The organism is Mesorhizobium sp. ISC15 (assembly GCF_037162615.1).
In the GTDB taxonomy this organism is placed as follows: Bacteria; Pseudomonadota; Alphaproteobacteria; order Rhizobiales; family Rhizobiaceae; genus Mesorhizobium; species Mesorhizobium mediterraneum.
Genome location: NZ_JAVSPX010000001.1, coordinates 1158546 through 1176868, shown reverse-complemented (window position 1 = coordinate 1176868; position 18323 = coordinate 1158546). Strand labels below are relative to the sequence as shown.

Below are 18323 nucleotides of genomic sequence, written 5' to 3'. Positions count from 1 at the left end.
ACGCTGTCGGCGAAGCTGCCGATCTCCCCCCGAGTGGGGGAGATGTCCGGCAGGACCGAGGGGGCGCTGTTCCCGGTTCTGCGCACCTTTGCGCCTACTGACGATGTAACAGGCGTTCGAGCTCCTCAGCGCTCGTTACGGCCGGCAGGCAGACCTGCCCGGTGCACAGCCAGGCGCCGGGCTTGTCGGTTGGCGGCAGCATGCCCCCCGGCAAAGCCGGCACGTTCCCCACCGAACCGACTGGCACGATAGTGTCGATCCGGCGCGGGTCGGGATTTCGATTCGCAACCGGAACAAGCCGGGTATTCTCCGGGTCATCAACCAGCACCAGTTTCAATGGCTCGATCGCCAGGGCACAGGCGTTGACGATGCCCGCCTGGCCATAGGCCTGATGCGCCGCACGGCCGGCCGCGTGTTCGGCGATTTTCCAGGTCTTTTGCTGCAATTCGAGATCGCCTGAAAGCGAGGACAATCGGACCATGGCCTCGATGATCTGGCCGGTGGCAGATGGAATGGCCTCGTCGACATCGCCCCTGATGCGGATCGGCACATCGCTGCTGTCCGAAGCGGTCAGATAGTGGCCGGTGTCGTCACCGTCGCGATGCCACCGGTCGAGCTGCGCGATGAATTGGCCGGACAGCTCGGCGTAACTCGATGTGCCGGTAGCTTCGAACAATGAGAGCGCGGCGTTGGCCATGGCGGCGTAGTCGCTCGACAGGGCCGGGAACAGCTTCTTTGCGCCAAGCATCGAATGCGGCAAACGGCCGTCTCGGCTGGCGCTGGCAATGGCGGCAAAGGCCTGTTCCGCCGCCTCGATCCAGTCGATCCGTTTCAGGGCGCGCCCGGCTTCGGCGAGAGCCGCGATCACCAGCCCATTCCAATCGGTCAGGATTTTTCCGTCACGCCCGGGTCTGACGCGCTGCTCCCGGACTGCCAGCAATTTTTCTTTTAACTGAATGAGCCCGTCGCGATCGACCACGCTTTGCGTTTGCTGGGCTCCGGTCTGGTGGATGATGGGCTTGCCCTCCCAGCCATGTGGACCGGAAAGTGTGAAGTGTTTGAAAAACAACGCTGATTCATCGCCAAGAGCGGTTTCGATCTCATCCCTGCTCCAGGTGTAGAACAACCCCTCCTCGCCCTCACTGTCGGCGTCGAGGCTGGCGGCGAAAGCGCTGCCATCGACGCGCATCTCGCGCAAGAGCCAGTCGATCGTCTCTTCGATTCGTACCCGGAACAAATCATTGCCCGATGCCGCATAGGCCCAATTGCACAGCCGGATGAGCTGGGCGTTGTCGTAGAGCATCTTTTCGAAATGCGGCACCAGCCACTCGGCATCGGTCGAATAGCGGCTCAGCCCGCCGCCGATATGGTCGTAGATCCCGCCCGCCAGCATCTTTTCGAGGCTGAGCAGCACGGCGTCGCGATGCGATGTGCTACCGTCGCGCAGCCACGACAGCCAAAGCGTCTGCATGAAAGGCGCGTTGGGGAATTTGGGCGCGCCGCGCAGGCCGCCGAGATCCCTGTCGATCATGCCGTCGATGCCTTGGGCAAGGTTCGCGAGCGTGTCGCGGTCGAGCACGGCCTTGGCATGCGTGCCCGCCAGCCGCGCCTCGACATGCGTGGTCAGTCCGTCGGCGCTTTGGTTAACGCTTTCTTTCTTCTCCCGCCACGCCTTGTCGACCGCCTCCAGCACCTGGACGAAGCCCGGACGGCCGTAACGCGCCTCGCGTGGAAAATAGGTGCCGCCCCAAAATGGCTTTCCGTCCGGCGTCAGGAACATGGTCAGCGGCCATCCGCCCTGCTCGCCCATCGAGGACAGCGCGGCCATATAGATCTGGTCGATGTCCGGCCGCTCCTCGCGATCCACCTTGATATTGACGAAGAGACGGTTCATGACGGCGGCGACATCGTCATTCTCGAAGCTTTCGTGCGCCATGACATGGCACCAGTGGCAGGCGGCGTAGCCGACCGAGAGCAGGATTGGCCGCTCCAGCGCCTTTGCTTCGGCGAGCGACGCCGGCGACCACGCCCGCCAATGCACCGGGTTGCCGCTATGCTGCTGCAGATAGGGGCTGGCCTCTTCGGCAAGTAGATTTTGCGCGGGCAGATTTTGCGCGGGTAATGTCACGGTCGGGCACTCGGCGAATTGTCGATGAATAAGCGAAGCTAGGGCGGTTGTGCTGGGTCGGCAAATGATTTCAAGTGATTCCATTGTTGCCCTGTCGAGCGGCCGCCTGCCCGCCGGCGTTGCCGTGATCCGCATTTCGGGTCCGCAAAGTCGATTCGTCGTCGAAACGATTGCCGGTCCAGTGGTTAAGAACCGTGTTGCGGCCTATCGCAAGTTCAGGGCGCCGGGCGGATCGGTGCTCGACAGCGGCCTGATCGTTTTCTTCGCAGGACCGAACAGCTTTACTGGTGAGGATATCGCGGAATTCCATGTCCATGGCGGCCGCGCCGTGGTGGCGAAGATGCTGGAGACGATCGCCGGCTTCGATGGCGTCAAGCATGCCGAGCCGGGCGAGTTCACCCGCCGCGCCTTTCTTAACGGCAAGGTCGACCTGGTCGAGACCGAGGCGCTGGCCGATCTCGTTAACGCCGAGACGGAGGCGCAGCGACGCTTTGCCGTGCAGAATGCCGAGGGTATGCAGAGCGAGCTCTATCTGGGCTGGCGGCGTCGGCTCATCCATGCGCGGGCGATGATCGAAGCCGAGATCGATTTTGCCGACGAAGACGATGTGCCCGGTTCCGTTGCAGAGACGGTCTGGTCGGATGTTCGCGCGATGACCGACGAGATCGAGCGTCATGTCCAGGGATTCCGGGCGGCCGAGATCATCCGCGACGGGTTTGAGGTCGTCATCCTCGGCGCGCCGAATGCCGGCAAATCAAGCCTGTTCAATGCGCTGGCCCGGCGCGAGGCGGCAATCGTCACGGAAGAGCCCGGCACGACCCGCGACCTGCTCGAGGTGGTGCTGGATTTGGAGGGGATGCGGGTCAGGGTGACGGATACCGCCGGCCTGCGCGAGACGCCCGGCAGGATCGAGGCGATTGGCATCGAAAGGGCGAGGAGCAAGGCGGGAACCGCCGATCTGTTGCTCGTGTTGGAGGATATGGTGGACCCGGTCCCGATCGGCACAATACCAGCGGAGGTCCCGACATTGTGGATCGGGACAAAGGTCGATTTGTTGCAAGATGAATCACCGGCGCTTGCGACGCGCTACGATGCCGTTATCTCGACCAGAGACGGTGCCGGGCTGGCGGAGCTGCTGGCGGAGATCGGGCGTCGCGCGGCAGCGCAGATCGGCGAGGCCGGCGATATCCTGCCGTCGCGGCTGCGGCACGTCGAGCTTCTCAATGAGGCGAAAAGCTTTCTGCTTGCGGCGGTGGCAGGGGATGAGCGCGGGCAGGAGCTGCGGGCCGAGGAATTGCGGCTGGCAGCTGATAGGCTTGGCCGGATCGTTGGGGCGGTCGATGTCGAGGATTTGCTGGACGTAATCTTCTCGCAATTCTGCATCGCCAAATGACTCACGTGAAACACTGGGGAGGGAAGGCTCGCGATGATTCACGTGAAACGCTGAGTGATCACGTCGAAGGCATTGTTTCACGTGAAACGATTCGCCGGGCAATCGCTTTAGGTCGAGTTCGCTCCTCACTGATTCCGGGGCGAGCCGTGGCGCGCCGGCGCTAGAGCTTTTGTGCGCTCTCCCTTCTCCCCTTGTGGGAGAAGGTGTCGCCGAAGGCGACGGATGAGGGGTGCTCCAGCATGGCACCGACCGCACTCCGTCCAGCACCCCTCAACCGTCTTGGCGCTGCGCGCCAATCCACCTTCTCCCACAAGGCGACAAGGGAAGACGGCGCCGGCTTCGCCACTTCTTCGAAGAGATTTGCCCGCCAAACTCCACGTATTCTTGACACCACGTCCTGACGGGCACATGTGTCGGGCGACTTGAATGCGGGATTCTAAAATGACCGATCACTATGATGTGGTTGTGGTGGGCGGCGGCCATGCTGGTTGCGAGGCGGCCAGCGCTGCCGCGCGCGCCGGTGCCAAAACCGCTCTGGTGACGCTGCGCTTCGAGACGATCGGCGTCATGTCCTGCAATCCGGCGATCGGCGGGAACGGCAAGGGCCATTTGGTTCGCGAGATCGACGCCATGGACGGGCTGATGGGGCGCGTCGCCGACGCTGCCGGCATCCAGTTCCGCCTGCTCAACCGTCGCAAGGGACCGGCAGTTCGCGGGCCGCGCACGCAGGCCGACAGAAAGCTCTACCGGCTCGCCATGCAGGCGGCGATTCGCGAGCAGGCCGGTCTCGACGTGGTCGAGGGCGAGGTCCTGGATTTCGAAGTCGACAATGAGCGCATAGCAGCGGTGCTGCTGGCGGATGGCCGCCGGCTTGCCTGCGGCGCCGTGGTGCTGACGACCGGCACTTTCCTGCGCGGGCTAATCCATATCGGCGAGAAGAAGATCGTTGCCGGCCGCATGAACGAGCAGGCCAGCCTTGGCCTGTCGGCGACGATGAGCAGAGCGGGTTTCAAGCTCGGGCGGCTGAAGACCGGCACGCCGCCGCGGCTGGATGGGCGGACGATCGATTGGGCGTCGCTGGAGAGCCAGGCGGCGGACGAGGATCCGGTGCCGTTCTCGCTGATGACCGACCGCATCGCCAACCCGCAGATCCATTGCGGCATCACGCGCACGACGGCGGCGACGCACGAGCTGATCCGCGCCAATCTGAGCCGTTCCGCCATGTATTCCGGCTCGATCGAAGGGGTCGGGCCGCGTTACTGTCCGTCCATCGAAGACAAGATCGTCAAGTTCGGCGACCGCGAAGGCCACCAGATTTTTCTGGAGCCGGAAGGGCTGGACGATGACACCGTTTACCCCAACGGCATTTCGACCTCGCTGCCCGAGGACGTTCAGCTCGACATTCTGAAGACCATTCCTGGCCTTGAGCGTGCCATCATGCTGCAGCCCGGCTATGCCATCGAGTATGATCATGTCGATCCGCGCGAGCTTAAGCCGACGCTGGAAACCAAGCGGATTGGCGCTCTTTTCCTGGCCGGGCAGATCAACGGCACCACCGGGTATGAGGAGGCCGCCGCGCAAGGGCTGCTTGCCGGCCTCAACGCTGCGCGGCAGGCTTCGGCAAGCGACCAGATCGTGCTCAGCCGCACGGAGGCCTATATCGGGGTGATGGTCGACGACCTGACCAGCCGCGGCATTGCCGAACCCTATCGCATGTTCACTTCGCGGGCCGAGTTCCGGCTGTCGCTGCGGGCCGACAATTCCGATGAGCGGCTGACGCCGCTGGCGACGAAGCTCGGGATCGCTTCACCGGAGCGGATGCAGCGCTTCAACGATGTCATGCAGGAGCTTGAAAAGGCGAGGGACCTTGCGCTTGGAACGACCATGACCCCCAACGAAGCGGCGCGCCATGGGCTGGAGATCAACAGGGACGGAGTGCGTCGCTCGGCCTATGAGTTGCTGGCTTATCCCGGTGTCGATATCGCCTGGTTGGCCCGAACCGCTCCCGAATTTGGCGCCATCGACGCCAAAACGGCCGAGCGCCTCGAAACGGAGGCGAAATATTCGGTTTATCTCGATCGCCAACAGGCTGATGTCTCGCAGATCAGGCATGAGGAAAGCCGGCTGATCCCGGCTTCGCTCGACTTTGCTTCTGTGCCGGGCCTGTCCAACGAGCTGAAGCAGAAGATGCTGGCACGCCAGCCGCGTTCCGTCGCCGACGCACAGCGGATGGAAGGCATGACGCCGGCGGCACTGGCAATCATTGTCGCGCATGTTCGCAACGCCGAGGCTGCCGCGCGAAGGAATGTTGCGTGAGCGCTGCCTCCTGGGCGAGCCTGCAAGCGGCTGCAGGTCCGGTTTCACGTGAAACATTCGAACGCCTGGTCGAGTTCGAGGTGGTTTTCCAGAAATGGAACCGCCGGATAAACCTGGCGGCGCAATCGACGCAGGACGATGTCTGGCGCCGCCACATCCTGGACAGCGCGCAGCTTGCGCGAATCAAACCGGACGCGAAGCGCTGGGTCGATCTCGGCTCTGGCGGTGGTTTTCCCGGCCTGGTGCTTGCCTTCCTGCTTGCCGAGCGTGACGGCGCCAGCATCGATCTGGTTGAGAGCAACCGGAAAAAAGCGTCGTTCCTGCAAGCGGTCGTCGGGCAGTTCAATCTGCCGGCGAGAGTCATCGCGCGGCGCATCGACGATGCCTATCCGCTTGTTTCGACACCTCAAATCGTCACGGCCAGGGCGCTGGCGTCGCTTCCGACGTTGCTTGACCTATCGGCGCCGTGGCTGACGGCGGGCGGGCGCGGCCTGTTCCACAAAGGCCGGGATTACCGCGCCGAAGTGGCAGAAAGCGCTCAACGATGGTCGTTCGATCTGGTAGAACATGCCAGCGCGACCGACGCTCATGGCGTCATCCTCGAACTGTCTGATTTGCGCCAACTGACTTAGATCGGCGACCTCGGAATGAATTTCTGGCATAGACCCATGATGAAGAATGGCCCCCGAATCATCACCGTAGCCAACCAGAAGGGCGGCGTCGGCAAGACGACGACGGCCATCAACCTGGCCACGGCGCTGGCGGCGATTGGCGAAAAGGTGCTGATCGTCGACCTCGATCCGCAAGGCAATGCCTCGACAGGCCTTGGCATCGACCGCAAGGACCGTACCGTCTCGTCCTATGACGTGCTGACCGGCGATCTGGATCTGGAAGCAGCGGCGATCCCGACGGCGGTGCCCGGGCTGTCGATCGTGCCGTCGACACTCGATCTGCTCGGCATCGAGATGGAGATCGCTTCCGCGCCCGACCGGGTGCTCAAGCTGCGCAATGCTCTCCGTGCCGCGAGCGAGCGTGGCGCCCCATTCGGATATGTGCTGATCGATTGTCCGCCATCGCTCAATCTGCTGACGCTGAACTCGATGGCGGCGGCCGATTCGGTCCTGGTGCCGCTGCAATGCGAATTCTTCGCGCTTGAAGGCTTGAGCCAGTTGCTGGAGACGGTCGAGCAGGTGCGCCGCTCGATCAATCCAGATCTGATCATTCAGGGCATCGTGCTGACCATGTATGACGGCCGCAACAACCTCGCCAACCAGGTGGTGCAGGATGTGCGGGCGCATATGGGCGACAAGGTCTACGAAACTGTCATCCCGCGCAATGTGCGTGTCTCCGAGGCGCCGTCTTACGGCAAGCCGGCGATCCTGTACGACCTCAAATGCTCCGGCAGCCAGGCCTATCTGCAGCTTGCCTCCGAGGTGATCCGCCGCGAGCGCAAACTGCGCGCCGCTTGATGCAGTCGCCCAAAACTGGGAACTGGTATGCAGAAGATAATTCGATACCGAAACGATCTGGACAGACGATGAGCGAAGACCTTTCAAGAAAAAGACTGGGGCGGGGACTGGCCGCGCTGATCGGCGAAATCGATCGTCCGGCAGCAGTGGAAAAGCAAGGCATGAATGCCGACGGCAAGGTGCCGATCGAGTTCCTGAGCCCGAACCCTAAAAATCCGCGCCGGCATTTTGGCGACGCCGACCTGACCGATCTTGCCCAGTCGATCCGCGAGCACGGCGTGGTGCAGCCGGTGGTGGCGCGGCCGTCGCCGACGCAAGCTGGCCGCTACGAGATCATCGCCGGCGAGCGGCGCTGGCGGGCGGCGCAGCGCGCCGGGCTGAGCGAGATCCCGATCATCGTGCGCGACGTCAACGATCGCACGGCGCTGGAACTGGCGATCATCGAAAACGTCCAGCGCACCGACCTCAATCCGGTCGAGGAGGCGATGGGCTACCAGCAGTTGATCGACGATCACGGCTACACCCAGGCCGATCTCGGCCAGGTGATCGGCAAGAGCCGCAGCCATGTCGCCAACACGCTGAGGCTGCTGAAGCTGCCGGACGTGATCCGCGACATGCTGGTCGACGGCGCGCTGTCGGCCGGCCACGCCCGCACATTGGTGACGGCGGAGGATCCGGCGGGCCTGGCCAAGAGGATCGTCGAGGAGGGGCTTTCGGTGCGCCAGGCCGAAGCGCTGGCGCAGATGCCGGCCGGCGCTCCAACCGTAAAACGACAGCCTGCGGAACCGGCGCAAAAAGATGCCGATACGCTGGCGCTGGAAAAGCTGATGACCGACACGATAGGCATGATCGTCACGATCGAGCACAAGGAACGCGGCGGCGTGCTGCGCGTCGCCTATCGGACATTGGACCAGCTCGATGAGCTCTGCCGGCGCTTGAAGCAGGAGCGGTAGCGCGCTGAGGCACGCCTGTTTTAGCCGGCAAATAATCTTCGGCTTAGGAGCAACCCGGCGGACATCTTCGCCCTGGTAATACAACGAGGCGAATGCCGCCCTTCCTTTTTCAGTGCTCTGGTAATTGGCGAAATCGCCGAGGCTGCTGATCTCCCCCCTCGAGGGGGAGATGGCCGGCAGGCCAGAAGGGGTCGTCTCACATCAAGCGCCGGCACCTTGCGGAAGCGAAGAAGATGTCGGCGTTCCACGCGCTGCGACCCCCTCTGTCGCCACCGGCGACATCTCCCCCTCAAGGGGGGAGATCATCCGCGCTGAGCCAGCCTTGCACTCTCCACGGCAATGCCGAGCAGCGCTTGCCGTGCCAGCGCGACCGACAGATCCGGCCGTCGGCGCGTCTGCAGGACCGCCGTCTGCAGCCTGGTCAAAGCGCGGCCAAGCGCCTCGCTGTTCCAGCGTTCGAGGGCCTTCTCCACCAGCTTGCGCCTGGTGAAAAAAACCGGCGGGCGCGCCGCGGCAACGACCGAAGCGGCGTTGCGGCCGCCGGTGTCCATCTGGCCGCGCATCGCCTGGATCGCCTGCAGCTGCCGCATCGCCGACGACAGCACCAGAAAGGCCTGGCCGCCGGACTGGCAGTGGCGGGTGAAGGCCATGTCGAAGTCGCCGACCTTGCCTTCGAGCAAAGCATCGACGGCGTCGTCGAAGGAGAGACCGGAGACGTCGCCCGATGTCGCCTTGACGTCCTCGATGCCGATCTCGGTCTGGCCGTGGGCATAAAGCACCAGCTTATCGATCTCGCCGCGCGAGGCCAGCCGGTCACCGCCGAGGTTCCGGCGCAGCGCCTGGCGCGCCTCCAGCGTCATCGACATGCTGGCCTTGCGCAATTCGTCGTCGATGACCGTGTCGATGTCGCGGGCTTCGTCGGCGTAGCACGGCAAGGCCATGGCGATGTCGGCCGCTTCGACGATGGCCCGCAGCCCGACGCCTTTCTTCAGGTCGCCGGCCTCGATCAGGATGATGGCGTCTTGCGGCGGCTCCGCGGTCAGCGCCTTGACGTCGTCGGCAAGCGCTTTCTGGCCGCTGGCATTGCGCACCCAGAGCAGGCGCCGCTCTGAAAACATCGGCACGGTGCGGGCTTCGTCGAGCAGGCGGCCCTCGTCGCGATCGACTTCCGAACCGTCCAGTCTGACCACCGAGAACGGATCGTCGAGCGGCAGGCCGGTTTTGCCGGCAAAGGCCTTCGCCCGCTCGGCGACGAGCCCGCGATCGGGACCATAGAGCAGGACGATCGAGATGCGCGGATCGGGCCGCGCCAACCACGAATCGACCTCGTAACCTTTCTTCTGTGCCATGGGGGATGGTTAGCATGATGCGGGCGCGGGGTGAACGGCGGGGCTCCTTCTTCCTTCTCCCCTTGTGGGAGAAGGTGGATTGGCGCGCAGCGCCAAGACGGTTGAGGGGTGCTGGACGGAGCGCCGTCCTTGCCAGGCTGGAACACCCCTCATCCGACCGAGCTTCGCTCGGCCACCTTCTCCCACAGGGAGGGCTTTGCACGGGGAGCGAAGTGGATTTCGGTGGTCAGTGAGGGCCTTTTTGAAGGCCGGCAGAGCGGTTTTCCGCGGCCCTTGCGGGGCCTTTGTCGGTTTAGGCAGCCATCCTGCCGGATTGTGGACGCACTCCTCCCTCATGTCCGCCTCTCATCGGGTGGATAGAGGACGCCAATCATGGTGCGCAGATTGTAAGCGCAGGCGGCCAGTATGCACTGCGTGCGGTTGGTGGCGAGGTTGAAGAAGCGCAGGCGTCGCATGCCGTAACGCTCCTTGAACACGGCGAAAGGCCGCTCCACTGCCGCCCGCACCTTGGCGATCAGCCGGTTGCGCAGCTTGTGGCGCGGCGGCAACTCGGGGTGATGCTTGTTGGGCCGCCGCATCAGCCGGTCCTTAATGTTGGCGGCGGCGAGCCGGGCATGGCGGGCGTGGGTGTAATAGGCTTGATCGCCATAGGCCGCCTTCTCGTCGCCGCAGATCAACTGGTCGGCCGGCTCGGTGTCGGTGACCGAGGCGTCGCTCGCCTCGACACGCCGGATCAAGGTGTGCTCCTGGTCGACGCCGATGTGCATCTTGTAGCCGAAGGTGCTCTTCTTGCCCTTCTTGCCCCAACGCGCATCCTTGTCGGCCGACGGCTTGACCGGACCTTGGTGGCCCTTCTTCGGCTGCTTGGGCGGACGGCCACGAGCCTGCAGGAACGTGGCATCGACCAAGGTGCCGCGCTTGACGATCAGGCCCTTCTCCTCCAGCTGACGGTTGATCTCCTCAAAGACCTTGTCGATCAGTCGCTCACGCGTCAGCTCCTCGCGGAAGCGCCACAGTGTCGAATGGTCGGGCGTGCGGTCCGAAAGGCTGAAACCGGCAAAGCGGCGGAACGACAATCGGTCCCGGATCTGCGCCTCAAGCGCCGGATCGCTCAGCCCATGCCACATGCCCAGCAAAAGACAGCGCACCAGCGGTTCCGCCGGATAGCTGGTGTTGCCCGAGCCAGGACCGCTGCGCTGACCCAGCAATGTTCGGATCGGCGCCCAGTCCAGTTCCTTCGATACTAGGTCGAAAATCGTCTCATCCGACGCCGCCAGACCGTCCGCCAGACTCAACTGACCCAAAACACGATCCGCCATCCCGAATCTCCCTGCTCCAACCTTCACCACAGAATCACCGTTCGGCTTCTGTGCAAAGGTCTCACAAGGGGAGAAGGAGACGCCGCGCGAAGCCCCTCAATCCGCCGAGAATTGCTCATCTGGCGGGAAACCCGGCGCAATCATGCGCCAAATTGCGCGTGGCGGCGGAAGATCGACAAGAAATTTCGCCGACATATCTTCATCTTGGCGAGTGCTGGCTGGTGCATCGCTGGCCTGAAGCCTTGCCCGACGAATTGGCACTGGTCCGGCGGTGTGCAACTATCGCGCCAGGCAACATTGGAGGACGAAGGTCATGGCCGATGCAGGAATGTTGCGCTTCCATGTGCCGGAGCCGGAGGTGCGGCCGGGCGGGACGCCGGATTTCTCTGACGTGACCATCCCCAAGGCCGGCTCGGTGCCGCGTCCCGAGATTGATGTCGATCCGCGCACCATCCGCGATCTGGCTTTTTCGATCATCCGGGTGCTCAACCGCTCCGGCGAAGCCGTCGGGCCATGGGCCGGGCTGCTTTCCGACGACGAATTGCTGGAAGGGCTGCGCCACATGATGACGCTGCGCAGCTTTGACGCCCGCATGCAGATGGCGCAGCGGCAGGGCAAGACCTCCTTCTACATGCAGCACCTCGGCGAAGAGGCGGTGAGCTGCGCCTTCCGCAAGGCGCTGGCGCCGGGCGACATGAACTTTCCGACTTACCGGCAGGCCGGGCTGCTCATCGCCGACGGCTATCCGATGGTCACGATGATGAACCAGATCTATTCGAACGAGGCCGACCCGCTGAAGGGGCGGCAATTGCCGATCATGTATTCGTCGAAGGAGCATGGCTTCTTCTCGATCTCCGGCAATCTGGCGACGCAATATATCCAGGCGGTCGGCTGGGCGATGGCTTCGGCGATCAGCAATGATTCTAAGATCGCCGCCGCCTGGATCGGCGACGGCTCGACCGCCGAGTCCGACTTCCATTCGGCGCTGGTCTTCGCCTCGACCTACAAGGCGCCGGTCGTGCTCAACGTCGTCAACAACCAGTGGGCGATCTCGACTTTTCAGGGCATCGCCCGGGGCGGCTCCGGCACTTTCGCCGCGCGCGGTCTCGGCTTCGGCATTCCCTCGCTGCGGGTCGACGGCAACGATTACCTCGCCGTCCATGCGGTGGCGAAATGGGCCGCCGAGCGGGCGCGGAAAAATCTCGGGCCGACGCTGGTCGAATACGTCACCTACCGCGTCGGCGCGCATTCGAGCTCCGACGATCCGTCCGCCTACCGGCCGAAGGCCGAGTCCGACGCATGGCCGCTCGGCGACCCGATCGTCAGGCTGAAAAACCATCTCATCCAGCGCGGCGTCTGGTCGGCCGAACGCCACACCCAGGCCGAGGCAGAAATCCTCGAAACGGTGATCGCGGCGCAAAGGGAGGCCGAGCGGCACGGCACGCTGCATGCCGGCGGCAAGCCCTCGGCGCGCGACATGTTCGAGGGCGTCTATGCCGAGATGCCGCCGCATCTCAGGCGCCAGCGCCAGCAGGCAGGGGTCTGACCATGCCAAGGCGGACCATGATCGAGGCGATCCGCGACGCCATGGACGTGTCGATGGCGCGCGACGAACGCGTCATCGTCTATGGCGAGGATGTCGGCTTTTTCGGCGGCGTCTTCCGCTGCACGCAGGGCTTGCAGGCGAAGTACGGCAAGAGCCGCTGCTTCGATGCGCCGATCAGCGAAGCCGGCATCGTCGGCTCGGCCATCGGCATGGCCGCCTACGGCCTAAAACCTTGCGTCGAGGTGCAGTTTGCCGACTATGTCTATCCTGCCTACGACCAGATCGTCTCGGAGGCGGCGCGGCTGCGTTACCGGTCGAACGGCGATTTCACCTGTCCGATCGTGGTCAGGATGCCGACCGGTGGCGGCATCTTCGGCGGCCAGACCCACAGCCAGAGCCCGGAGGCCCTGTTCACCCACGTTTCCGGCCTGAAGGTCGTCGTGCCGTCCAATCCGCACGATGCCAAAGGCCTGCTGATCGCAGCGATCGAGGATCCCGATCCGGTGATCTTCCTGGAGCCGAAGCGGCTGTACAACGGCCCGTTCGACGGTCATCACGAGCGCCCGGTGACGCCGTGGTCGAAACATGACCTCGGCGAGGTCGCCGACGGCCATTACACGGTCCCGCTCGGCAAGGCGGTGATCCGGCGGCCGGGTGCCGCTGTCACCGTGCTCGCCTATGGCACGATGGTCTATGTCGCGCAGGCGGCGGCCGAGGAGAGCGGCATCGACGCCGAGATCATTGATCTGAGAACCCTGCTGCCGCTCGATCTCGAGACGATTGTCGCCTCGGTGAGAAAAACGGGCCGCTGCGTGGTCGTGCACGAGGCGACGCTGACATCGGGGTTTGGCGCCGAGCTGTCGGCGCTGGTGCAGGAAAATTGTTTCTATCATCTGGAAGCGCCGGTGGCGCGGGTCGCCGGCTGGGACACGCCCTATCCGCACGCGCAGGAGTGGGATTATTTTCCAGGTCCCGCCCGGCTTGGCCGGGCCTTGCTTGAGACGATGGAGGCCTGATGATGGGAGGCAGAGCAATCGCTTCGGACCAATTGCCAACCATGGCGCCGCCCCTCATCTGCCTGCCGGCATCTTCTCCCCGTGAGGGACGGGGAAAAGGGGCTGGCCGCCACGCAGGCGATCCCCCTCTCCCAGTTCTTCACGGGGGTCCCAAGGACGGGCGAGACAAGCGGCTCGCCCCGGAATGGGCAGGGGTGAGGGGCAGCGCAAACGCCTCGGTAGGGGAGGCCTGACGATGGGCGAATATGTGATCAAGCTGCCCGATGTCGGCGAAGGCGTCGCCGAGGCCGAGCTCGTCGAATGGCAGGTCAAGGTCGGCGATCTCGTGCGCGAGGACGCGGTGCTTGCCGCTGTGATGACCGACAAGGCGACGGTCGAGATTCCGTCGCCCGTCGATGGCGAAATCCTGTGGCTTGGCGCCGAGATTGGCGACACGGTGGCGATCGGCTCGCCCATCGTCAGGTTGAAAGTGGCGGGAGAGGGTAATGTGAAGGCAGGTGCGGAGTCAGGAGGCGAGGCGGGCGCCAAGAGTACCCCCACCCCTAGCCTTGCCGGGGCGAGCCACGGGTCTCGCCCGTCCTTCGGACCCCCACAAGGGGGAGGGGGACGCGCTTCGGCTCCCGAGGCCGACGTCAAACCAGCCCTGGGTTCATCCGGAAAAGTTTCAGTGCATGGTGCACCGGCGACGGAATCCCCCTCCCCCTTGTGGGGAGGGGTTAGGGGTGGGGGTACTGCGCCCGTCAGCGCGCCGCGCCCCGAAGGTGAAAAGCCGCTGGCGTCGCCCGCTATCCGCCTGAGAGCGAAAGAGGCCGGCGTCGATCTTCGGCAGGTCGCGGGAACGGGCCCGGCCGGCCGCATCCAGCATGAGGACATCGAGGCGTTTCTGGCGCGTGGACCGCAGCTCGCGAAAGTCTCCGGCCTCGCCCGCAACGAGGCGGTCGAGGACATCAAGATCATCGGGCTCAGGCGCAAGATCGCCGAGAAAATGGCGCTGGCCAAGTCGCGCATCCCGCACATCACCTATGTCGAGGAGATCGACGTCACCGCGCTCGAGGATCTGCGCGCCGCGCTCAACAAGGAGAAGCGCGGCGGCGCGGAACGGCCGAAGCTGACGCTGCTGCCGTTCCTGATGCGGGCGATGGTCAGGGCGATTGCCGACCAGCCCAACCTCAACGCGCTGTTCGACGACGAGGCCGGCATCATCCACCAGCATGGCGGCGTCCATATCGGCATCGCCGCGCAGACGCCTTCGGGGCTGGTGGTGCCGGTGGTCAAGCACGCCGAGGCGCGCGACATCTGGGATTGCGCCGCCGAGGTTGTCAGGCTGGCCGAGGCGGCAAAATCCGGCACGGCGAGCCGCGACGAGCTGTCGGGCTCGACCATCACCATCACCTCGCTTGGCGCCATGGGCGGCGTCGCGACGACGCCGGTGATCAATCACCCGGAAGTGGCGATCATCGGCGTCAACAAGATGATGGTGCGACCGGTGTGGGATGGCACTCAGTTCATCCCGCGCAAGATGATGAACCTGTCCTCCAGCTTCGACCACCGAGTGATCGACGGCTGGGACGCCGCGGTGTTTATTCAACGGATCAAGACGCTGCTGGAGACCCCGGCGCTGATTTTCGTGGAGTAGGGCCATGAACAGAGGATCGCAGTGGCGCAGAATGAGAGCGGTAGCGATCCTTCGCGCCCCCCTCTGTCCTGCCGGACATCTCCCCCTCAAGGGGGGAGATCGGCTCTCATCCCGACTTTCGACAATCTCCAGCGTTACAAGACTAAGCGGAGCGCCAAAGCTGCCAATCTCCCCCCTTGAGGGGGAGATGCCCGGCAGGGCAGAGGGGGGCGCTGTCCCGCCGGCTCGACGAACCAAGGTGCCATGATGAAAGAAATCTCCTGCAAGCTGCTCGTCATCGGTGCCGGGCCTGGCGGCTATGTCTGCGCCATCCGCGCCGGCCAGCTCGGCATCGACACGGTGATCGTCGAGTTCGGCAAACCGGGCGGCACTTGTCTCAATGTCGGCTGCATTCCGTCCAAGGCGCTGATCCATGCGGCCGAGGAGTTCGAGAAGATCTCCCACATGGCCGGCGGCAAGAGCCCGCTCGGCATTTCAATCGCAGCACCATCCATTGATCTCGAAGCCACCATCGCCTGGAAGGACGGTATTGTTAGCCGACTGAATAGTGGCGTTGCCAGCCTGCTCAAGAAGGCCGGGGTCAAGACCGTGCACGGCTGGGCGAAATTCCGCGACGGCAAGACCGTCGAGGTCCAGACCGAGACCGGGATGCAGGTGGTCCGCGCCGAGACGGTGGTGATCGCGACAGGCTCGGCGCCGGTCGAGCTGCCGTCGCTGCCGTTTGGTGGGCCGGTGATCTCGTCGACCGAAGCGCTTGGGCTGAGCGAAGTGCCGGAAAGGCTTGCCGTGGTCGGTGGCGGCTATATCGGGCTCGAGCTCGGCAATGCCTTCGCCAAGATGGGCGCCAGGGTGACCGTGGTCGAGGCTTTGCCGCGCGTGCTGGCGCTGTATGATGCAGAGCTGACGCGGCCGGTCGTGAAGCGGCTCACCGAGCTCGGTATCGAGGTGCTGGTGGGCGCCAAGGCCAAGGGGCTGTCGACTAAGGGCGATGCGCTGCTGGTCGAGACGAAGGACGGCAAGAATGCCAAGATCGCTGCCGACAGGATCCTGGTCACCGTCGGGCGCAAGCCGGTGATCGAAGACTGGGGGCTGGACCAGATCGACCTCGACATGGCGGGGAAATTCATCCGCATCGACGACCAGTGCCGCACCTCGATGCGCGGTATCTTTGCCATTGGCGACGTCACTGGCGAGCCGATGCTGGCGCATCGGGCGATGGCGCAAGGCGAAATGGTCGCCGAGATCGTCGCCGGCCACAAGCGCAGCTGGGACAAGCGCTGCATTCCCGCCATCTGCTTCACCGATCCGGAGCTGGTCACCGCAGGCCTGTCGCCGGACGAGGCCAAGGGGCTCGGCGGCGAGATCAAGGTCGGGCTGTTTCCGTTCGCCGCCAATGGCCGCGCCATGACGAAGATGGGTGAGGAGGGGTTCGTCCGGGTCGTTGCCCGGGCGGACAACCATCTTGTGCTCGGCATCCAGGCGGTCGGCCAAGGCGTGTCGGAACTGTCGACGGCCTTCGGCCTGGCGCTGGAAATGGGCGCGCGGCTGGAAGACATCGCCGGCACCATCCATGCCCATCCGACACAAGGCGAGGGTTTTCAAGAAGCGGCGCTGAAGGCGATGGGGCATGCGCTGCATATTTGAGGTGCTTCACCCTTCCCTCTTGTTGGACACAAGGGGAGGAACGGCGCGAACCTACGTCGCCAGGCGCCTTTCCTCTCCCTCCGGAGGGGGGAGAGGTGGCGCTGCGAAGCAGCGACGGAGTGGGGGAAGCCGGTCCTCAAATGCGCCGCCGCTGACAACTCACGACATGGGCTCAATTAGGGCGAGGCATCGCCCCGATCTGAAATAACGGCGCCCGAGCCAGGTCGACCCCCCACTCCGTCGAGCTTCGCTCGACACCTCTCCCCCGGTCGACGGGGGAGAGGAATGGCGCGAACTTATTCCTTCCGGCTCCCATCCTTCTCCACAGAGGTGGCACCTCACCCCGCCAGCCGGCTAACCATCTCGTGCTGTGCGTAGGCGTGCCCAAAACGGTTAGCGAGGAAGGCGTCGAGCGCGATGTCCTCCTGCTTGATGAAGCCCTTCGCCGGCAAGGTGCCGTCGGCCAGCATGTCGAGCACGGCGCAGATGGCGGAGGCCGTGGTGATCTGGATGGCGCTGCGCACTATTTCGCCGACGCGCTTGGCGTAGATCTTGTTGGCGTAGGTCTCCTGGAGCAGGCGGCCGTTCTTGCGGCCGCTGACGGTGACGAAGACGATGACCACGTCCTGCAGCGTCGCCGGCAGGGCGCTCTCAAAAATGTCCTTCAGCACGTCGCGGCGGTGGCGCAGGCCGAGGTCGTTGAGCAGCGCCTTCATGATCGCGGCGTGGCCGGGATAGCGGATGGTGCGATAGTTCAGTGTGCGCACCTTGCCCTTCAGCGTCTCGGCCAGCGTGCCGAGCCCACCCGACGTGTTGAACGCCTCGTATGTGACGCCGTCGAGCGAGAATTCCTCGCGCTCCTCCAGCGGCGGCACCTCGATCAACTCGCCTTCGACGATCGCCTCGCAAGGCTCGCAATATTCATTGATGACGCCGTCCGTGCTCCAGGTCAGATTGTAGTTCAGCGCATTCGAGGGGTATTGCGGCAGCGCGCCGACCCGCATGCGCACGCTTTCCAGCGTGTCGAAGCGGCTGGCGAGATCATTGGCGACAATCGAGATGAAGCCCGGCGCCAGCCCGCATTGTGGGATGAAAGCGCTGTTGGCCGAGCGCGCCAGCTCCTTGACGCGTCGGGTCGCGACGACGTCCTCGGTCAGGTCGAGATAGTGGACGCCGGCACTGGCCGCCGCTTCGGCGATGCGCGTGGTCAGGTGGAAGGGTGCAGCACTGAGCACCGCGAACTTGCCGGCCATGGCCGCTTCGAGCGTGCCTGATGCTTCGATGTCGAGCTCCAGCGTCTCGACCGTGGCAGGCAGTTCGGCCGCGCTAAGCTGCGCCGCCGAGCGGTCGACGAGGGTGACGTGATAGTCGCCGGTTGAAGCCAGCATCTCGGCGATGGTCGAGCCGATCTTGCCGGCGCCGACAACAATGATTTTCTTCATGACAGTTCCCTCGCCCGAACATTGATTGCGACGCACAGAATCGCAGCTTGCCTGTCGAAAGGAAGCGTGGAATTGTTCGAAACGAAGTGGCTTCTTGATTAATATGCCGATA

The 18323-nt window shown here is 64.2% G+C and carries 13 protein-coding genes; 9 read left to right on the top strand and 4 right to left on the bottom strand.

Going from position 1 to position 18323, the window contains the following annotated elements:
- Nucleotides 1–94: 94 nt before the first annotated feature.
- The gene (locus RPG13_RS05855; protein WP_337124568.1) at nucleotides 95–2128 is read right to left on the bottom strand and encodes a thioredoxin domain-containing protein; all 2034 of its coding nucleotides are present in this window, start codon (nucleotides 2126–2128) and stop codon (nucleotides 95–97) included.
- Nucleotides 2129–2192: 64 nt separating this feature from the next.
- Between RPG13_RS05855 and mnmE the strand changes: the two genes are divergently transcribed.
- From mnmE to RPG13_RS05830, 5 genes are all read left to right on the top strand, one after another.
- Nucleotides 2193–3521, top strand: coding sequence for a tRNA uridine-5-carboxymethylaminomethyl(34) synthesis GTPase MnmE (mnmE, locus tag RPG13_RS05850; protein WP_337124567.1), 1329 nt, complete (start codon nucleotides 2193–2195; stop codon nucleotides 3519–3521).
- 441 nt (nucleotides 3522–3962) lie between these two features.
- Nucleotides 3963–5837: a tRNA uridine-5-carboxymethylaminomethyl(34) synthesis enzyme MnmG gene (gene mnmG, locus RPG13_RS05845; RefSeq protein WP_337124566.1), complete on the top strand. Its 1875-nt coding sequence runs from the start codon at nucleotides 3963–3965 to the stop codon at nucleotides 5835–5837.
- Entirely contained in the window at nucleotides 5834–6469 is a 636-nt protein-coding gene (rsmG, locus tag RPG13_RS05840; protein WP_128285138.1) for a 16S rRNA (guanine(527)-N(7))-methyltransferase RsmG, read from the top strand. The genes mnmG and rsmG overlap by 4 nt, the downstream gene beginning before the upstream one ends.
- 36 nt (nucleotides 6470–6505) lie before the next feature.
- Nucleotides 6506–7306, top strand: a complete 801-nt coding sequence (locus RPG13_RS05835; protein WP_128285139.1) for a ParA family protein — start codon at nucleotides 6506–6508, stop codon at nucleotides 7304–7306.
- 68 nt (nucleotides 7307–7374) lie between these two features.
- Nucleotides 7375–8259 (top strand): ParB/RepB/Spo0J family partition protein, encoded by an 885-nt coding sequence (locus RPG13_RS05830; RefSeq protein ID WP_127205783.1) that lies wholly within the window; start codon nucleotides 7375–7377, stop codon nucleotides 8257–8259.
- Between the two features lie 302 nt (nucleotides 8260–8561).
- Here the strand turns inward: RPG13_RS05830 and holA are convergent, their stop codons facing one another.
- A complete protein-coding gene (gene holA, locus RPG13_RS05825; protein ID WP_337124565.1) occupies nucleotides 8562–9608 on the bottom strand; it encodes a DNA polymerase III subunit delta in 1047 nt (348 codons plus the stop codon).
- Nucleotides 9609–9940: 332 nt separating this feature from the next.
- Entirely contained in the window at nucleotides 9941–10927 is a 987-nt protein-coding gene (locus RPG13_RS05820) for an IS5 family transposase (protein ID WP_126103272.1), read from the bottom strand.
- A gap of 313 nt (nucleotides 10928–11240) precedes the next feature.
- Between RPG13_RS05820 and RPG13_RS05815 the strand changes: the two genes are divergently transcribed.
- The 4 genes from RPG13_RS05815 to lpdA all read left to right on the top strand — a co-directional run bounded on the left by RPG13_RS05815 (nucleotide 11241) and on the right by lpdA (nucleotide 16769).
- Nucleotides 11241–12473: a 3-methyl-2-oxobutanoate dehydrogenase (2-methylpropanoyl-transferring) subunit alpha gene (locus RPG13_RS05815; RefSeq protein ID WP_337124564.1), complete on the top strand. Its 1233-nt coding sequence runs from the start codon at nucleotides 11241–11243 to the stop codon at nucleotides 12471–12473.
- Between the two features lie 2 nt (nucleotides 12474–12475).
- Nucleotides 12476–13489, top strand: a complete 1014-nt coding sequence (locus RPG13_RS05810; RefSeq protein WP_337124563.1) for an alpha-ketoacid dehydrogenase subunit beta — start codon at nucleotides 12476–12478, stop codon at nucleotides 13487–13489.
- Between the two features lie 235 nt (nucleotides 13490–13724).
- Nucleotides 13725–15125 carry a dihydrolipoamide acetyltransferase family protein gene (locus RPG13_RS05805; RefSeq protein ID WP_292672494.1) on the top strand — a complete coding sequence of 467 codons (1401 nt, stop codon included), beginning with the start codon at nucleotides 13725–13727 and terminating at the stop codon, nucleotides 15123–15125.
- Nucleotides 15126–15371: 246 nt separating this feature from the next.
- Entirely contained in the window at nucleotides 15372–16769 is a 1398-nt protein-coding gene (gene lpdA, locus RPG13_RS05800) for a dihydrolipoyl dehydrogenase (RefSeq protein WP_337126983.1), read from the top strand.
- 338 nt (nucleotides 16770–17107) lie between these two features.
- Here the strand turns inward: lpdA and RPG13_RS05795 are convergent, their stop codons facing one another.
- Nucleotides 17108–18211 carry a saccharopine dehydrogenase family protein gene (locus RPG13_RS05795; RefSeq protein ID WP_128285145.1) on the bottom strand — a complete coding sequence of 368 codons (1104 nt, stop codon included), beginning with the start codon at nucleotides 18209–18211 and terminating at the stop codon, nucleotides 17108–17110.
- Nucleotides 18212–18323: the final 112 nt, after the last annotated feature.